This window comes from Mycobacterium sp., from assembly GCF_019247635.1.
GTDB lineage: Bacteria > Actinomycetota > Actinomycetes > Mycobacteriales > Mycobacteriaceae > Mycobacterium.
On sequence record NZ_JAFBAR010000121.1, the window covers coordinates 1 to 14,869 of the forward strand.

Genomic DNA, 14,869 nt, shown 5'->3' on the forward strand with positions numbered 1-14,869 from the left:
TACGTGTTCGCCCGTGAGATCATCGACCGCATACCGCGGGGCCGCGAGGTATCGGTCGAGCGTGAAGTGTTCCCGGCCTTGCTGTCCGACGGGGACGTCAGGGTCTGCGGCTACGTCGATGCCAGCTACTGGCGGGACATGGGCACCCCGGCAGACTTTGTGCGCGGGTCGGCGGATCTGGTGCGCCGCATCGCTCCCTCGCCGGCGTTGGGCGGGCATCGCGGTGAGCAATTGGTGCACGACGGCGCGGCGGTGTCGCCGGGCGCGTTGCTGATCGGAGGCACGGTGGTCGGGCGCGGCGCGGAGATCGGTCCGGGTGCACGGCTGGACGGCGCGGTCGTTTTCGACGGAGTGCGGATCGAGGCGGGCAGCGTGGTCGAGCGCTCGATCATCGGCTTCGGTGCTCGCATCGGTCCGCGGGCGTTGATCCGCGACGGCGTGATCGGCGACGGCGCCGACATCGGCGCGCGCTGCGAGCTGCTGCGCGGTGCCCGGGTATGGCCCGGCATCTCCATTCCCGACGGCGGGATCCGCTACTCGTCCGACGTCTGACGCGCGCTCAGCGTGCGGCTCGGCGCGCCAACGCCCGGGTGACCAGCTGGGCCAGCGCGTGGTCCGTCCCGGGCGGCAACGCCTCGGCCGGCCACCAGCGCAGATCGGTGGATTCGTCGCTGATCGCGATCTGCGCGCCGGCGGGGGCGTCGGCCACGAACTGCATGTCCAGATGCCGGGTCGGCACGCCCAGCGAGCAGGTGACGGCGTGGACGTGCAGGGCGACCAGTTCGGGTTCGATACACAGACCGCTCACACCGGACTCCTCAGTGGCCTCCCGCAGGGCGGCGGCGACGATGTCGGCGTCGTCGTCCTCGCAGTGCCCGCCCAACTGCACCCACCGGCCCAGGCGCGGGTGCAGAGTCAACAGGACCTGGGTACCGCTGTGGTCGACAACCAGCGCCGACGCGGTGATGTGGCCCGGCACGCAGTCGCGACGGCAGGCGTCGTCGCGGGCGAGCACGAAGCCGAGTACGGCCTGGCGCAACGAGTCCTGGGCCGGGTCGGGTGCCTGCCAGTCGGTCAGGACGCCGATCACCGACTGGCGCAGGCTCATCGCGAACCCCGCTTGGTGCGGCGGTCGCGCAGCGCAGCCCACGCCGACCGGCAACCGGTCACGACGTCGGGTGCCAAACCGAGCCCCTCGATCAGCACCCGGCGATCGACGAGGTCCAGCGCCTTCTCGGTCTCGTTGGCCTTCAACAGCAAATCGACGTCGGCGGCAAGCGCCGGGGTGGCGCGCGACGGCGGGGGAATGGGCAGCCGCTCGGCCTCGGCGGGCTCCAGCTCCAAGATGCCGCCGCCGTAACTGCGGCCCATGATTTCGGCGAAGGCAAATGTCGCGCTGTTGTGGAACACCGCGGCAAGCGCGGTCGGGTCGACCTCCGGATTGACCCGCACCCGGTGCACGGTGTCGGTGCTGGTGGCAGCCGCGGTGTTGACGGTCAGGCGCGGCGCCCGGTGGATCTGGCGCAGCATGAACAGGTCGGGGATCCACAGCGACGGTGTGCTCCACCACGGCTTGCGCAGCGAGCACTTGTAGCCCAGATGGACGCCGGCCGCTTCACCGGCCTTTATGTGCGCGACCAGGGCGGGATCGGTGGGGCGGTGTTCCGCGGCGAGCAGCCAGGTCCGATGCGTGGTAGCGACATCGCTTGTGCGACAGTCGATGTCGTATATCAGGCCGGTCAACTGGGCGCTACGGGACACCAGCGGGACGCAATGCCCGGTCAAACCGAGCGCGTTGGCTTCGGCGTCGGTGAAGGTGAAGAAGCTGTTGCGCCCCGTCACGATGCCCACGTCCACTCCGGCCAGACGGCCCAGCCGGGTCAGGGCGTCGGATTGGTCGAGCGCGCGCAGTAGCCGAATCGCGGCGGGTTCCAGAAAGTACTTGGTCCACTTCTCCTTGTCGTGCAGCAGCGCGGGCGCCGAAGGGACGTCGAGATCCGCGTCTGTCATCGAGGCCAGCGCTTCGGGGTCGGCCAGCTGGACCGTCCGGATCCGCGCCGGGCCCGCGCCCGCGATGCCGCAGAACAACACGACCTCCTGGAGGACCCCGTCGAACACCAACCGGTCGAACGTCAGCAGCGTGATCTCCCGGAAGCGGGTGAGCAGAAAGTCGCGCAACTGAGCGGCGTAGCCGACTTGAAGCAACTCGGCGGGGAGCACCAGGCCAACCCGCCCACCATCGCGCACCAGCGCCGTGCTGGCCACGACGAAAGGGACCCAGGCGTTGGTCAGCCGGGTGGGGCGCAGGCCAGCGCGCCTCATCAATTCCAAGGCCGGGTCGCGCTGTGCGGCCGGCCAGTTCCCGAAGCGGATGTACGGCGGGTTGCCCGCCACCCCATCCCAAACACCGGACGTACCGAGCCAGCTGAAAAAGTCCGTGGTGTCCACAGGCGCGAACCGCCGCGCCTTGGCCGCCTCGTCCGCGACGAGTTCCACACCGTGCACGTCGCTGCCGACCGCGGCGAGTTCGCGCAGGATCCGGCCGTCACCGCAGGAGGGCTCCAGGATCCGCGGGCCCGCGTGCGCGACCCAGCCGGCCAGAAATCGTGCTACGGGCCCCGGCGTGTAGTAGCCACCGCGTACCTTGTCGGCTGAGGCGGCGGCTTTGCCCGAGAACGTCTTCATTTGCGGATCAACAGGTCTGCGACCACCGCCGGGTCGCGCAGCCCGGCAGGCCCGGAGCCCGCGGAGTAGCCGATTGCGATCGCGCCCAACGGCTCCCAGTCAGCCGGTAGCTCCAGCTCGTCGCGGACCAGGTCGGCCGCGAAGATCGTCGAGCCGATCCAGCAACTGCCCACTCCGCGCACCGCCAGGGCGACCAGCAGTGCCTGCACGGCCGCTCCGACCGCGACCGTGAACATGGTGTGCTCAGCGTCGGTGCGGACCGCGTCCGGGTAGCTGTGCGCCCCGTCGGGCACCAGCATCGGGATCACGACTTCGGGTGCGTCGTAGAGGATCTGGCCGCGCGCCACCCGACGTTCCACCGACTCGGCGGGCCTGCCGTCGCCGGTGAGATCCACGCGCCATTTGTCTTTCATCCGGTCCAGCAGCAAGGTCCGCATGGCCCGAGTCCGCAGCCAGACGAACCGCACCGGGCGGGTGTGGTGCGGGGCCGGCGCGGTGAGCGCCTCGGCGACGGCCGCCTCGACGAGCTCCGGGGGCACCGGTTCGTCGCTGAAGCTGCGCACCGACCGGCGCAACAACTGCGCCTGCCGGCGCCCCAGGTCGATGGCTTCGGCGGTGCCGAGCCAGAACAGGTCCTCCTCGCCGGGGCGCAGCAGTTGCCGGGCCGTTGAACCGTCGTCGCTGACGGGCAGGCCGCGGACCACCGCGACCGGCATCGCCGTCAGCTTGCCTTTGACCAAATCGGCGGCCGCCGCGAGTTCGTCGGCCACCGCGATCTCGGTGACGACGAGTTCGTTGCCGTGCGCGTCGACGGCACCCGAATAGCTGTGCAGCACGGCCAGACCCGCCGCGCCGACCGCGGCGTCGATCTGGCCGTTGCGCCAGGCGCGGCCCATCGTGTCAGTGATGACCACCGCGACGGTCACCCCCAGCCGGTCCCGTAGCCCGGTGCGCAGGGTCGCGGCGCTGGCATCGGGATCGACGGGCAGCAGCGCCAGTTCGGCCCGGCCGACGTTGGATCCGTCCACGCCGGCGGCGGCCTGGACCAGCCCGCTCCGGTTCTCGGTGATCAAAGTCTTGCCCTTGCGTGCCAGTACTCGGACCGCCTCGTCGTCGACCAGCTTGCGCCGCAGCCGATCTCGCGCCTCCTCGTCTTCGGGTGCCGGAACCAGCCGGCCTTCGCATTTGGACACCACCTTGCTCGTGACGACCACGACGTCGCTGTCGCGCAACCACGGCGCGGCGGCCGCGATGGCGGCGCAAAGGTCGTCACCGGGCCGGAATTCGGGAAGCCCTGCGACAGGCAGGATCTCGACGGCGGCGGCGGCTCCGTGCTCGGTCACAGGACCACGCCCGCGAGATCCAGCCCGGCCCTTACCATCTCCGCGGTGGCCTTCGGGTCGGTCATCAACAGCGGCACCGATCGCACCGCGACACCGTCGATCTCGGCGAAATCGGTCTCGTCGCCGTCGTGCACCAGCCAGCAGTCGAGTATCCCGGTGCCCCGCCGCGCGCCGTAGTGCCGGCCGACCGCCTCGGCGGTGGAGGCCACCCCGATCACCTTCAGGCATTCATCGGCCATGCCGCGCACGGGTTTTCCGCCGATGATCGGTGAGTAGCCCACCACTGGCGCGGCGGCCGCGCGCAACGCCGCGCGGATGCCCGGGACGGCCAGGATGGCGCCGATGCTGACCACCGGGTTGGACGGCGCCAGTAGGATCACGTCGGCAGCCGCGAGGGACCCAACGACTTCGGCTGCAGCACTGGCCTTTTCGGCTCCGATGAATGCGAAGCTGTGTGTCGGCACCTTGGCCCGGTAGCGCACCCACCACTCCTGGAAGTGGATCGCGCGCTGTTTCTGGTCGGCCGGATCGGTGATCACGACGTGGGTTTCGCAACGATCGTCGGTGACGGGCAGCAGCCGGGCGTCCGGTTGCCAGCGGTCGCATAAAGCCGCCGTGATCTGTGACAGCGGGTAGCCGGCGTTCAGCATCTGGGTGCGGACCAGATGGGTGGCCAGATCGCGATCGCCGAGTTCGAACCAGTCGGGTTGCACGCCGTACCGCGCCAGTTCCTCTTTGGCATGCCAGGTTTCGTCGCGGTGCCCCCACCCCCGCTGCGGATCCACCCCACCGCCCAGGGTGTACATGCAAGTGTCCAGGTCGGGGCAGACCCGCACGCCGTGGATCCACGCGTCGTCACCGACGTTGACGACGGCGGTTAGCTGGTGGCCGGACTCAGGTCCGTCCGCCCGGCTGAACTGCCCCAAGCCCAGCAGCTGCTGCACCCCCAGCAGGAACCGGGCGCCGCCGACCCCGCCGACCAGAACGGTGACCTTCACAGCGCACGACAGTACCCGCGCCATAGCCGCCAAACACGGGCGCGACGAGGTGCCGGAGTGGGTCGTGTGACCGGTTGCACCCGACACGCCGAATGGGCCCCTACAACAGAAACGCCGAAATTTGGTCACGAGATGATATGGAAATGCGCGGAAACGCTTGACCAGGCAGGTCCACACGTGTCTAATCACATCAGTGTCATTTCCCGGTTGGCCGGCCGGTTCCGGTGTCGCAGACCGAGATTCGATCACTTGTTCGAATTGTCTGTACATCACAACAGTGGCAAACGAATTCACTCTCTAGCAAGAGGAGGCGGGGCTATGTCCTATGAGCACCTTCGGGGCGTAATGGGAACCACGTCGCACGCCGCTGCCGGCTCGGTTCCCGTGGTACCAATGGCAATTGCGCGACCGCATTTGAGTTTGGTACCCGTGCCCGAGGCGCCCGTGGCATTTGAACCCGAGCCCGAGCCGGCACCCGCCGATCAATGGCAGGACCGGGCCCTGTGCGCCCAAACGGATCCGGAGGCGTTCTTCCCGGAGAAGGGTGGCTCCACTCGGGAGGCCAAGAAGATCTGCCTGGGCTGCGAGGTGCGTCACGAGTGCCTGGAGTACGCGCTGGCCCACGATGAGCGCTTCGGCATCTGGGGCGGTCTCTCCGAGCGGGAGCGGCGGCGCCTCAAGCGCGGCATCATCTAGCGCGCCCTGACCGGCTCAGGTTCCGTGAGATCACTCGTCGTCGATCGTCGGGTCGATGACGGAGGGCTCGACGTCCAGATAGATGGCCACCTGAGCCACCAGGATCTCGTGCAGTAAGTCGCCAAGTTCGACGGTGTCCTTTACTCGTCGCTCGATTGGCTTGCGGAACAGGACAATTCGCGCCCGGGTGGAGTTGCCCCGGACATCAACGCCCGCGGGGATCAACCGGGCGAGCGCGATGGGGCCGTCGGCGATCACCTCCGGCGGCCACTGCACGCTGTCGGGGTCCTTGGCCGAGATGCGGGGAATCTCGTCCACCGCCACGTCGAGCTCCGCCAGCCGATCCTGCCACCGCCGCTCGATCGGCTCGTAGGCCTCCAGTACCGCCATGTCGAATCGCTCGGCCCGGCTGCGCCATCCGGGCACCGTCGGCGGCAGCAATGGACCGCGCATATCGCGGCCGCGGCGCGACGCCCGCTGCGACGCCGATCTGTCCCACGACCCGCTCCCCGGCGAGCCGAAGCGCCGGGGACCGTGCCACTCGCTCACGCGCTGATGGTAACGGGTGACCGCGGTGAGTAACGGTTGAGCATGCGCGCCGAACAGATGCGCGTGTCCGGCGCTTCGGCAGCGTTTCCGCACGATAGCCTTTCGAGCGTGAACGTTCCCCGTCGCTGCTGCCGGCCCGGGTGTCCGCATTATGCGGTCGCGACGTTGACGTTCGTCTACTCGGACTCTACGGCCGTGGTTGGCCCACTGGCCACCGCACGCGAACCGCATTCGTGGGACCTGTGCGTCGGCCATGCCGGTCGCATCACCGCACCACGTGGATGGGAGCTGGTGCGCCACGCCGGCCCGCTCAACTCTGAGCCCACCAACCCCGATGAGGACGACCTGGTCGCGCTCGCCGACGCGGTCCGCGAGGGTCAGGCCGGCAAGCACCACCTGGGCGGCACCGGCGCGCCACTCATCGGGTTCACCGAGGGCCCCCTTGCGGGTGCGCAGGCCACGGCGCCCAGCGGCGTACTCGCGCCGCCCGAGCATCGTTCCGGACGCCGCCGCGGTCATCTGCGAGTGCTGCCCGACCCTGCTGATTAAGGCGCGGCCATTAGGCTGACGGCGAAGAGTCGAAACAAGTCAACGTCGTCAGGAGCCCTATGTCTCGGCCCGCCGCGGCTATCCATCGTGTCGTCAAGGCATACGACGTGCGTGGGCTGGTGGGCGCGGAGCTCGACGAGTCGTTGGTCGCCGACATCGGCGCCGCGTTCGCCCGGCTGATGCGGGCCGAAGGCGCGCGACGGGCGGTGATCGGCCACGACATGCGGGACAGTTCGCCGTCGCTGGCCGCCGCTTTCGCCACCGGGGTGACCGGACAGGGCCTCGACGTGGTGCGCATCGGCCTGGCGTCCACCGACCAGCTGTACTTCGCCTCGGGACTGCTGGGTTGCCCCGGCGCGATGTTCACCGCGAGTCACAACCCGGCGGCCTACAACGGCATCAAGCTGTGCCGCGCCGGCGCCAAACCCGTCGGCGCCGATACCGGACTGGCCGTCATCAGCGACGAATTGATCAACGGCGTGCCGCCCTACGACGGGCAGCCCGGGACGGGCACCGACCAGGATGTGCTTAACGACTACGGGGTGTTCCTGCGCTCGCTGGTCAACACCGAAGGGCTGCGTCCGCTGCGGGTGGCGGTGGACGCCGGCAACGGGATGGCCGGTCACACGGCGCCTGCCGTTCTCGCGGCGATCGACTCAATGACCTTGCTGCCGTTGTACTTTGAGCTCGACGGCGCGTTCCCCAACCACGAGGCCAACCCGCTGGACCCGGCGAACCTGGTGGACTTGCAGGCCCACGTGCGGGAAACCGGCGCCGATATCGGTCTGGCTTTCGACGGCGACGCCGACCGGTGCTTCGTGGTCGACGAACGCGGCGAACTGGTCTCGCCGTCGACGGTGACCGGCTTGGTTGCCGCGCGCGAGCTCACCCGGGAGATCGGCGCGACCATCATCCACAACGCCATCACGTCCCGCGCGGTACCCGAACTGGTCATCGAGCGGGGTGGCACGCCGCTGCGCTCGCGGGTCGGGCACTCCTATATCAAGGCGCTGATGGCCGATACGGGCGCGATCTTCGGCGGTGAACATTCGGCGCACTATTACTTCCGCGACTTCTGGGGCGCGGATTCCGGGATGCTGGCCGCGCTGCACGTACTGGGCGCCCTCGGCGAGCAGGACCGGCCGCTGTCGGAGCTGACCGCCGACTACCAGCGCTACGAATCATCCGGCGAGATCAACTTCAAAGTCGACGACGCGGCGGGATGTGTAGACGCGGTCCTGCGAGCCTTCGGCGGCCGGATCCAGTCCATCGACCATCTGGACGGGGTGACCGTGGATCTGGGCGACGGCAGCTGGTTCAACCTGCGTAGCTCCAATACCGAGCCGCTGCTGCGACTCAACGTGGAGGGGCGCAGCGCAGAGGATGTCGACGCGGTGGTGGGCGAGGTCAGCGATCACATCGTGGCCCACGCCGGGCGGGAGAAGGCGGGGCCGTGAACGCCACCCGGGCCGTCGATCTCGAGGACACCGAGGGCTTGATCGCCGCCGACCGCGAAGGTCTGCTGCGCGCGGCGGCAATGGCAGGCGCCCAGGTGCGCGCGGTGGCGGCCGCTGCGGAGGAAGGCGCGCTGGAGCCGCTGAGCGGTTCGGCTGACCGCGCGCGCAGCGTGATCTGGGTGGCCGGCCGCGGAACCGCAGAGACCGCCGGCGCCATCCTGGCCGCGACCCTGGGCCCCGCGGCGGCCGAGCCGATCACGCTGACCAGCGAGGCTCCGCCGTGGGTCGGCCCACTTGATGTGCTGATCGTCGCCGGCGACGATCCCGGCGATCCCGCATTGGTCAGCGCGGCCGCGACCGGGGTGCGGCGGGGTGCGCGGGTTGTCGTGGTCGCGCCGTTCGAGGGACCGCTGCGCGATGCGACCGCGGGACGGGTCGCCGTGCTCGCGCCGCGACTCGGGGTTCCCGACGAGTTCGGACTGTCTCGCTACCTGGCCGCGGGCCTGGCCGCCGCGCAGACCGTGGACCCCAGGCTGCGCATGGATCTGGCGTTGCTCGCCGACGAACTGGACGCCGAGGCGCTGCGCAACAGCGCGGGACGCGAGGTGTTCACCAACCCGGCCAAGACACTCGCCGAGCGCATCTTTAGCCGCCGGGTGGCGCTGGCCGGCGACGGCGCCGCCACGCTGGCGCTGGCCCGGCACGGCAGCTCGGTGCTGTTCCGGATCGCCAACCAGGTGGCGGCGGCCACCGCGTTGGCGGATGCGGTGGTGGCCCTGCGTTCGGGACCGGCCGCCGAATCTTCGGTGGACGCGCTCTTTCACGACGAAGAGATCGACGGCCCGCTGCCGGAACGGTTGCGGGTGCTCGCGCTCACGTTGGCCGACGAGCGCACCGTGGTCGCCGCCAGGGTCGCCGGGCTCGACGGCGTCGATCTGGTCGCCGCCGAGGATGTGCCGGAGCCGCCCGATGCGCCGGGGGAGGCGCGGCCGGCGGGGGCAGCGGCAGCCAGCAACGCTAGGCGCGGCGAGCAGCAACTGGCAGTATTGGCCGTTCGGCTAGAGATGGCCGCGGTTTACTTGCGATTGGTACGGGGATAGATAGAAGGTGCAACTTCTACGCGGAGCGTTACGGACGTACGCCTGGGGATCGCGCACCGCTCTCGCTGAATTCACCGGACGGCCGGTCCCGGCCGCACATCCCGAAGCCGAACTCTGGTTCGGTGCACACCCCGCCGACCCGGCCTGGCTGGAATCGGCCGACGGTGAAACCTCCCTGCTGGACGCGTTAGGGGCCGATCCGGAGGGCCAGCTCGGAGCGGCATCTCGCTCGCGGTTCGGTGACGTGCTGCCGTTCCTGGTCAAGGTGCTGGCGGCCGACGAGCCGTTGTCGCTGCAGGCCCATCCCAGCGGCGAGCAGGCGGTGGAGGGCTATCTGCGCGAGGAGCGGCTCGGCATTCCGGTGACGTCGCCCGTCCGCAACTACCGCGACACCAGCCACAAGCCGGAGCTGCTGGTGGCGCTGCAGCCGTTCGAGGCGCTCGCCGGATTCCGGCATCCGGCCCGCACCACAGAGCTGCTGCAGGCGCTCGCCGTCTCCGACCTGGACCCGTTCATCGATTTGCTGGGCGACCAGTCCGACGCCGACGGCCTGCGCGCGCTGTTCACCACCTGGATCACCGCCCCGCAGCCCGACATCGATGTGTTGGTGTCCGCGGTGCTGGACGGGGCCATCCAGTACGTGAGCTCCGGCGCGACCGAATTCGCACCGGAAGCCAAGACGGTGCTGGAGCTCGGCGAACGCTATCCCGGCGATGCCGGTGTGCTGGCGGCGCTGTTGCTCAACCGCATCGACCTGGCCCCGGGAGAGGCGATCTTCCTGCCGGCGGGCAACCTGCACACTTATCTGCGCGGCTTCGCGCTGGAGGTGATGGCCAACTCGGACAACGTGTTACGCGGGGGCCTGACCCCCAAGCACGTCGACGTGCCGGAACTGTTGCGGGTGCTCGATTTCGCGCCCACCCCGGAATCCCAGCTTCGGCCACCGATTCGTCCAGAGGGGCTGGGCCTCGTCTACGACACCCCGGCCGACGAGTTCGCGGTCGCGCTGCTCAAGCTCGACGGCGAGCATCTGGGCCATCAGGTCGACGCGGCCGCGCGCCATGAGGGTCCGCAGATCCTGCTGTGCGCGGAGGGTTCGACGACGGTGCACGGCAAGTCCGGATCGCTCACGCTAGACCGCGGAATGGCTGCCTGGGTGGCGGCCGATGACGGCCCGATCCGGCTGCTGGCCCAACGGCCGGCCAAGCTGTTCAGGGCGACTATCGGCTTGTGAGCCGCCCCCGGCGCTCGTCCAGCCACAGCCGCATGTTGTGCCCCATGGCACGCCCGACGATCGCCGGCGGCGGGACCATGTACAGGCTGTCCAGCAGATTGAACCGACGTAGAAACCATTCGGCGAGAACGGAATCCGTCTCCGCCGCGCCGAGGAACTGATCGAACAGCGCGCCCACCGGCCGCCACCAGCGAGGTTGTGGCTCCGCGTCGGCATGGTGAAAGGCGACGTCGCCGATGGCGTTCATCGTCCACACCGGGAACGTCGTCTTGGCGGTGGCCCTATTGAGTTCGTGGGCAAGTTCGACCTCCGGAGCTTCCAGGGCCCGTCGTAAGTGACCGGCCTGCAGGGAGGTCATCGTCATGCCCTGCCCGAAGGTGGGGTTGAAGCTGGCCACCGCATCCCCGAACGGGACGATCCCGCCGGGGAAGCGGTCCAGTTTGTGGTAGCGGCGCCACCTGCTGACCGGGAAGGCGTGGAAGGCCGGATCCCCGATGGGTTCCGCCCGGGCCAGCGCGGCGGTGAAATGATCCGGCAGCAGATCTTCGGCGAGTGCCAGCATCTCCGGAAAGGTCCGCGGGGGCTGCACTCGGGCCACCCCGAACGTGGTCATGGCCCACGTGCCGTCTTCGTAGAACAGCATGCCCAGGCCCACCGACTTGTCGTGGGACGCCCCGGCGACCACCACCTTCTCCTGGATCAGGCCGTCCGGGATGCGCAGTTGATGGGTGGCGTAGCTGATGCCGAGGTCGATGGTGGCCTCCGGTGCCCGCTGGTAGCCCCACTGCTCCAACCACACGGGTAGGCGGGTGCCCCGGCCGGCGGCGTCCACGACGAGGTCGGCGGGCAGGTAATCGGCGTGCCCGGCGTCCTTGGCGCCGTCGGCGTCCTGGGGACCCAGGACCACCCCCGTGACCCGCTGCCGTGCCGGGTCGAAGCGCGGCTCGGCGACCGCGCGCCGCACGATCTCGATGTTGTCGATGTCGAGAACCCGTTGCCGCAGCTGCCATTCCAGATGCGGTCGGCTGGGCACGTAGGCGGTGAACTGCTGGCGCAGGGTCCGTCCCGTCCCGAGGACGTGGCCGGCGGCGCCCAGGTAGATGCAGTCCGGCCGGTTCTGAAGCCTGGCCACCCCCGCGTCCACCATGTCGTCCAGCAGGCCGGGGAACAGGACCTCGAATTCGTTTGCCCCACGCGCCATCAGCAGGTGTACGTGTCGGTCCTGGGGCACCGTCGCGCGATTGGCCGGGGTTGGGGGTAACTCGTCGCGCTCGAAGAGGGTCACCCGGCCGTAGAAGTCGCAGAGCACTCGCGCGGCGCACAACCCGGCGATGCTGGCCCCGATGACTATTGCATGGTCCCTGGTCTGGCCCCTGCCGTTTGCTCCGCTGTCAAGCATCCCCGCAGGGTACCCACTACGCTCCCGGTGAGCGGGGGCACGGAAGGGCGGGGATCACATGGCAGGTCGATGGCGGACAAAATCAGTCGAGCAGTCGATCGCCGACACCGACGAGCCGGGCACCCGGCTCCGCAAGGACCTCACCTGGCGCGACCTGGTGGTATTCGGTGTCTCGGTGGTGATCGGCGCCGGCATTTTCACGGTGACCGCGTCCACGGCCGGCGACGTCACCGGCCCGGCGATCTGGATATCGTTCGTGATCGCGGCTGCGACCTGCGCGCTGGCCGCATTGTGTTACGCCGAATTCGCGTCGACCCTGCCCGTGGCGGGCAGCGCCTACACCTTTTCCTATGCCACCTTCGGCGAGTTCCTGGCCTGGGTCATTGGCTGGAACCTGCTGCTGGAGTTGGCAATTGGCGCGGCCGTGGTGTCCAAAGGCTGGTCGAGCTACCTCGGTACGGTGTTCGGATTCGCCGGTGGTACGGCCCGCCTGGGTTCGTTCGAACTCGACTGGGGCGCGCTGCTGATTGTGACCGTGGTGGCGACCCTGTGTGCGCTGGGCACCAAGTTGTCGTCGCGGTTTTCCGCGGTGGTCACCGGGATCAAGGTTTCGGTGGTGATCCTGGTCGTCATCGTGGGCGCGTTCTACATCAAGGCCGCCAACTACACACCGTTCATTCCGCGGCCCGAAACCGGCCGCGGCGAACACGGGCTCGACCAGTCGGTGCTGTCGATGCTCACCGGGGCGCACGGCAGTCACTACGGCTGGTACGGCGTGCTGGCGGGGGCCTCGATCGTGTTTTTCGCGTTCATCGGATTCGACATCGTCGCCACCATGGCCGAGGAGACCAAGAACCCGCAGCGCGACGTCCCCAAGGGCATCCTGGCGTCGCTGGCCATCGTGACCGTGCTGTACGTCGCCGTCTCAATCGTGTTGTCCGGCATGGTTTCCTATACCCAGCTGAAGACCCTGCCGGGAGGCCAACCGGCGAACCTGGCCACCGCGTTCCGGGCCAACGGGGTGCACTGGGCCAGCGGCATTATCTCCGTCGGCGCGCTTGCGGGACTGACCACCGTGGTGATGGTGCTCATGCTCGGGCAGTGTCGGGTCCTGTTCGCCATGGCGCGCGACGGGCTGCTGCCCAGGGCCTTGGCCAAGACCGGTTCGCGCGGCACCCCGGTACGGATCACGGTGCTGGTCGCGGTGGTGGTCGCGCTGACGGCCTCGGTGTTCCCGATCACCAAGCTCGAAGAGATGGTCAACATCGGCACTTTGTTCGCGTTCATTCTGGTCTCCGCCGGCGTGATCGTGCTGCGCCGGACCAGACCGGACTTACCGCGGGGATTTCAGGCCCCCTGGGTGCCGGTGCTTCCGATCGCCTCGGTGTGCGCGTGTTTGTGGCTCGTCGTGAACCTGACCGCGCTCACCTGGGTCCGATTCGCCGTTTGGATGGCGGTGGGGACCGCGATCTACCTCGGCTACGGCCGCCGGCATTCGGTACAGGGTCGCAGGGAAGCGCAGGGAGAATTCGTAGACAACTAGACCCCCTTTGAGCATTTCGTTTACAAATCATAGTATTTGTCTAGACAGCAGACTTTGCTAGCGGTATTGTCAAACCTCATCGTGGTGTGACTCACAAGGAGGTTTGGCATATGACCACACAACTCAGTTCGCGCGGGCCCGAAGTGCTCGAAACGCAGTGGCGCGACAAGAAGCGCTACCTGTGGCTGATGGGGCTGATCGCGCCGACGGCGTTGTTCGTGATGTTGCCGCTCGTCTGGGGGATGAACCAGCTGGGCTGGCACGCCGCCGCGCAGGCCCCGCTTTGGATCGGGCCGATACTGCTCTACGTCCTGCTGCCCCTGCTTGACCGGTTCTTCGGGCCCGACGGGCAGAACCCGCCCGACGAGGTAATGGATTGGCTGGAGAACGACAAGTACTACCGGTACTGCACCTACATCTACATACCGTTCCAGTACCTCAGCGTGATCCTGGGTGCCTATCTGTTCGCGGCATCGGACCTGAGCTGGCTCGGCTTCCCGGCTGCCCAAGGCGGGTTGGGCTGGGCAGGAAAGGTCGGCGTCGCGCTGTCGATCGGTGTGCTCGGCGGGGTCGGCATCAACACCGCGCACGAGATGGGGCACAAGAAGGACTCGCTGGAGCGCTGGCTGTCCAAGATCACCCTGGCGCAGACCTGCTACGGCCACTTCTACATCGAGCACAACCGCGGCCACCATGTTCGGGTTGCCACGCCCGAGGACCCGGCGTCGGCCCGCTTCGGCGAGACATTCTGGGAGTTCCTGCCGCGCAGCGTGATCGGCGGCCTGCGCTCGGCCCTCCGGCTCGAGGCGCAGCGGATCCGCCGGCTCGGGGGCAACCCCTGGAACCCCAAGACGTACCTGTCCAACGACGTGCTCAACGCATGGGCGATGTCGGTGGTGCTGTTCGGCGCGCTGATCGCCGTCTTCGGCCCCGCGCTGATCCCCTTTGTCATCATCCAGGCGGTCTTCGGCTTCAGCCTGCTGGAAGCCGTCAACTACCTCGAGCACTACGGGTTGCTGCGGCAGAAGAACGACAGCCCTTCCGGAAAAGGCCGCTACGAGCGCTGCGCGCCGGTGCACAGCTGGAACTCCGACCACATCGTCACCAACCTGTTCCTGTACCACCTGCAGCGGCACAGCGACCACCACGCCAACCCCACCCGGCGCTATCAGACGCTGCGCAGCATGGCTGGCTCGCCCAACCTGCCCAGCGGATACGCCTCGATGATCTCGCTGACCTACTTCCCAGCGCTGTGGCGCAAGGTGATGGACCACCGGGTGCTCGAGCACTACGACGGCGACATCACCAGGGTCAAC

The 14,869-nt window shown here is 68.6% G+C and carries 13 protein-coding genes and 1 pseudogene; 8 read left to right on the forward strand and 6 right to left on the reverse strand.

What is annotated here, in order from left to right:
- A pseudogene (locus tag JO236_RS20350) lies at positions 1–552 on the forward strand (NDP-sugar synthase); the annotation flags it as partial.
- 7 nt (positions 553–559) lie between these two features.
- On the opposite strand, the gene JO236_RS20355 reads toward JO236_RS20350, so the two are convergent.
- Genes JO236_RS20355 through cofD form a run of 4 tightly spaced genes read right to left on the reverse strand, consistent with a single transcriptional unit; the run spans position 560 to position 5,026 of the window.
- Positions 560–1,108, reverse strand: coding sequence for an NUDIX hydrolase (locus tag JO236_RS20355; protein WP_293334731.1), 549 nt, complete (start codon positions 1,106–1,108; stop codon positions 560–562).
- Positions 1,105–2,685 (reverse strand): class I SAM-dependent methyltransferase, encoded by a 1,581-nt coding sequence (locus JO236_RS20360; RefSeq protein ID WP_293334733.1) that lies wholly within the window; start codon positions 2,683–2,685, stop codon positions 1,105–1,107. The genes JO236_RS20355 and JO236_RS20360 overlap by 4 nt, the downstream gene beginning before the upstream one ends.
- Entirely contained in the window at positions 2,682–4,028 is a 1,347-nt protein-coding gene (locus JO236_RS20365; protein ID WP_293334736.1) for a coenzyme F420-0:L-glutamate ligase, read from the reverse strand. The genes JO236_RS20360 and JO236_RS20365 overlap by 4 nt, the downstream gene beginning before the upstream one ends.
- Entirely contained in the window at positions 4,025–5,026 is a 1,002-nt protein-coding gene (gene cofD / locus JO236_RS20370; protein WP_293334739.1) for a 2-phospho-L-lactate transferase, read from the reverse strand. The genes JO236_RS20365 and cofD overlap by 4 nt, the downstream gene beginning before the upstream one ends.
- Positions 5,027–5,371: 345 nt before the next feature.
- Between cofD and JO236_RS20375 the strand changes: the two genes are divergently transcribed.
- Complete coding sequence (locus tag JO236_RS20375; protein WP_323802184.1) at positions 5,372–5,722, forward strand: WhiB family transcriptional regulator; 351 nt, start codon at positions 5,372–5,374, stop codon at positions 5,720–5,722.
- A 30-nt stretch (positions 5,723–5,752) separates the two neighbouring features.
- Here JO236_RS20375 and JO236_RS20380 read toward each other — a convergent pair whose 3' ends face one another.
- Positions 5,753–6,175: a metallopeptidase family protein gene (locus JO236_RS20380; RefSeq protein ID WP_293334761.1), complete on the reverse strand. Its 423-nt coding sequence runs from the start codon at positions 6,173–6,175 to the stop codon at positions 5,753–5,755.
- 204 nt (positions 6,176–6,379) lie between these two features.
- Here JO236_RS20380 and JO236_RS20385 point away from each other — a divergent pair, with 204 nt between their 5' ends.
- The 4 genes from JO236_RS20385 to manA are packed head-to-tail and all read left to right on the forward strand — an operon-like array spanning position 6,380 to position 10,611.
- Positions 6,380–6,820 (forward strand): DUF3499 domain-containing protein, encoded by a 441-nt coding sequence (locus JO236_RS20385; protein ID WP_293334743.1) that lies wholly within the window; start codon positions 6,380–6,382, stop codon positions 6,818–6,820.
- 59 nt (positions 6,821–6,879) lie between these two features.
- Positions 6,880–8,277 carry a phosphomannomutase/phosphoglucomutase gene (locus tag JO236_RS20390; RefSeq protein WP_293334746.1) on the forward strand — a complete coding sequence of 466 codons (1,398 nt, stop codon included), beginning with the start codon at positions 6,880–6,882 and terminating at the stop codon, positions 8,275–8,277.
- Positions 8,274–9,377, forward strand: a complete 1,104-nt coding sequence (locus tag JO236_RS20395; RefSeq protein WP_293334749.1) for a TobH protein — start codon at positions 8,274–8,276, stop codon at positions 9,375–9,377. Before JO236_RS20390 ends, JO236_RS20395 begins: the two co-directional genes overlap by 4 nt.
- A gap of 7 nt (positions 9,378–9,384) precedes the next feature.
- Entirely contained in the window at positions 9,385–10,611 is a 1,227-nt protein-coding gene (gene manA, locus JO236_RS20400) for a mannose-6-phosphate isomerase, class I (protein ID WP_293334752.1), read from the forward strand.
- Here manA and JO236_RS20405 read toward each other — a convergent pair.
- Entirely contained in the window at positions 10,598–11,962 is a 1,365-nt protein-coding gene (locus JO236_RS20405; RefSeq protein WP_293334764.1) for an FAD-dependent oxidoreductase, read from the reverse strand. The two genes, manA and JO236_RS20405, sit on opposite strands and share 14 nt — an antisense overlap.
- A 106-nt stretch (positions 11,963–12,068) precedes the next feature.
- On the opposite strand from JO236_RS20405, the gene JO236_RS20410 reads away from it, so the two are divergent.
- Both JO236_RS20410 and JO236_RS20415 read left to right on the forward strand, forming a co-directional pair.
- Entirely contained in the window at positions 12,069–13,553 is a 1,485-nt protein-coding gene (locus tag JO236_RS20410; RefSeq protein ID WP_293334755.1) for an APC family permease, read from the forward strand.
- Between the two features lie 110 nt (positions 13,554–13,663).
- On the forward strand, positions 13,664–14,869 hold a 1,206-nt coding region (locus tag JO236_RS20415; protein WP_293334758.1), incomplete at its 3' end, for an alkane 1-monooxygenase.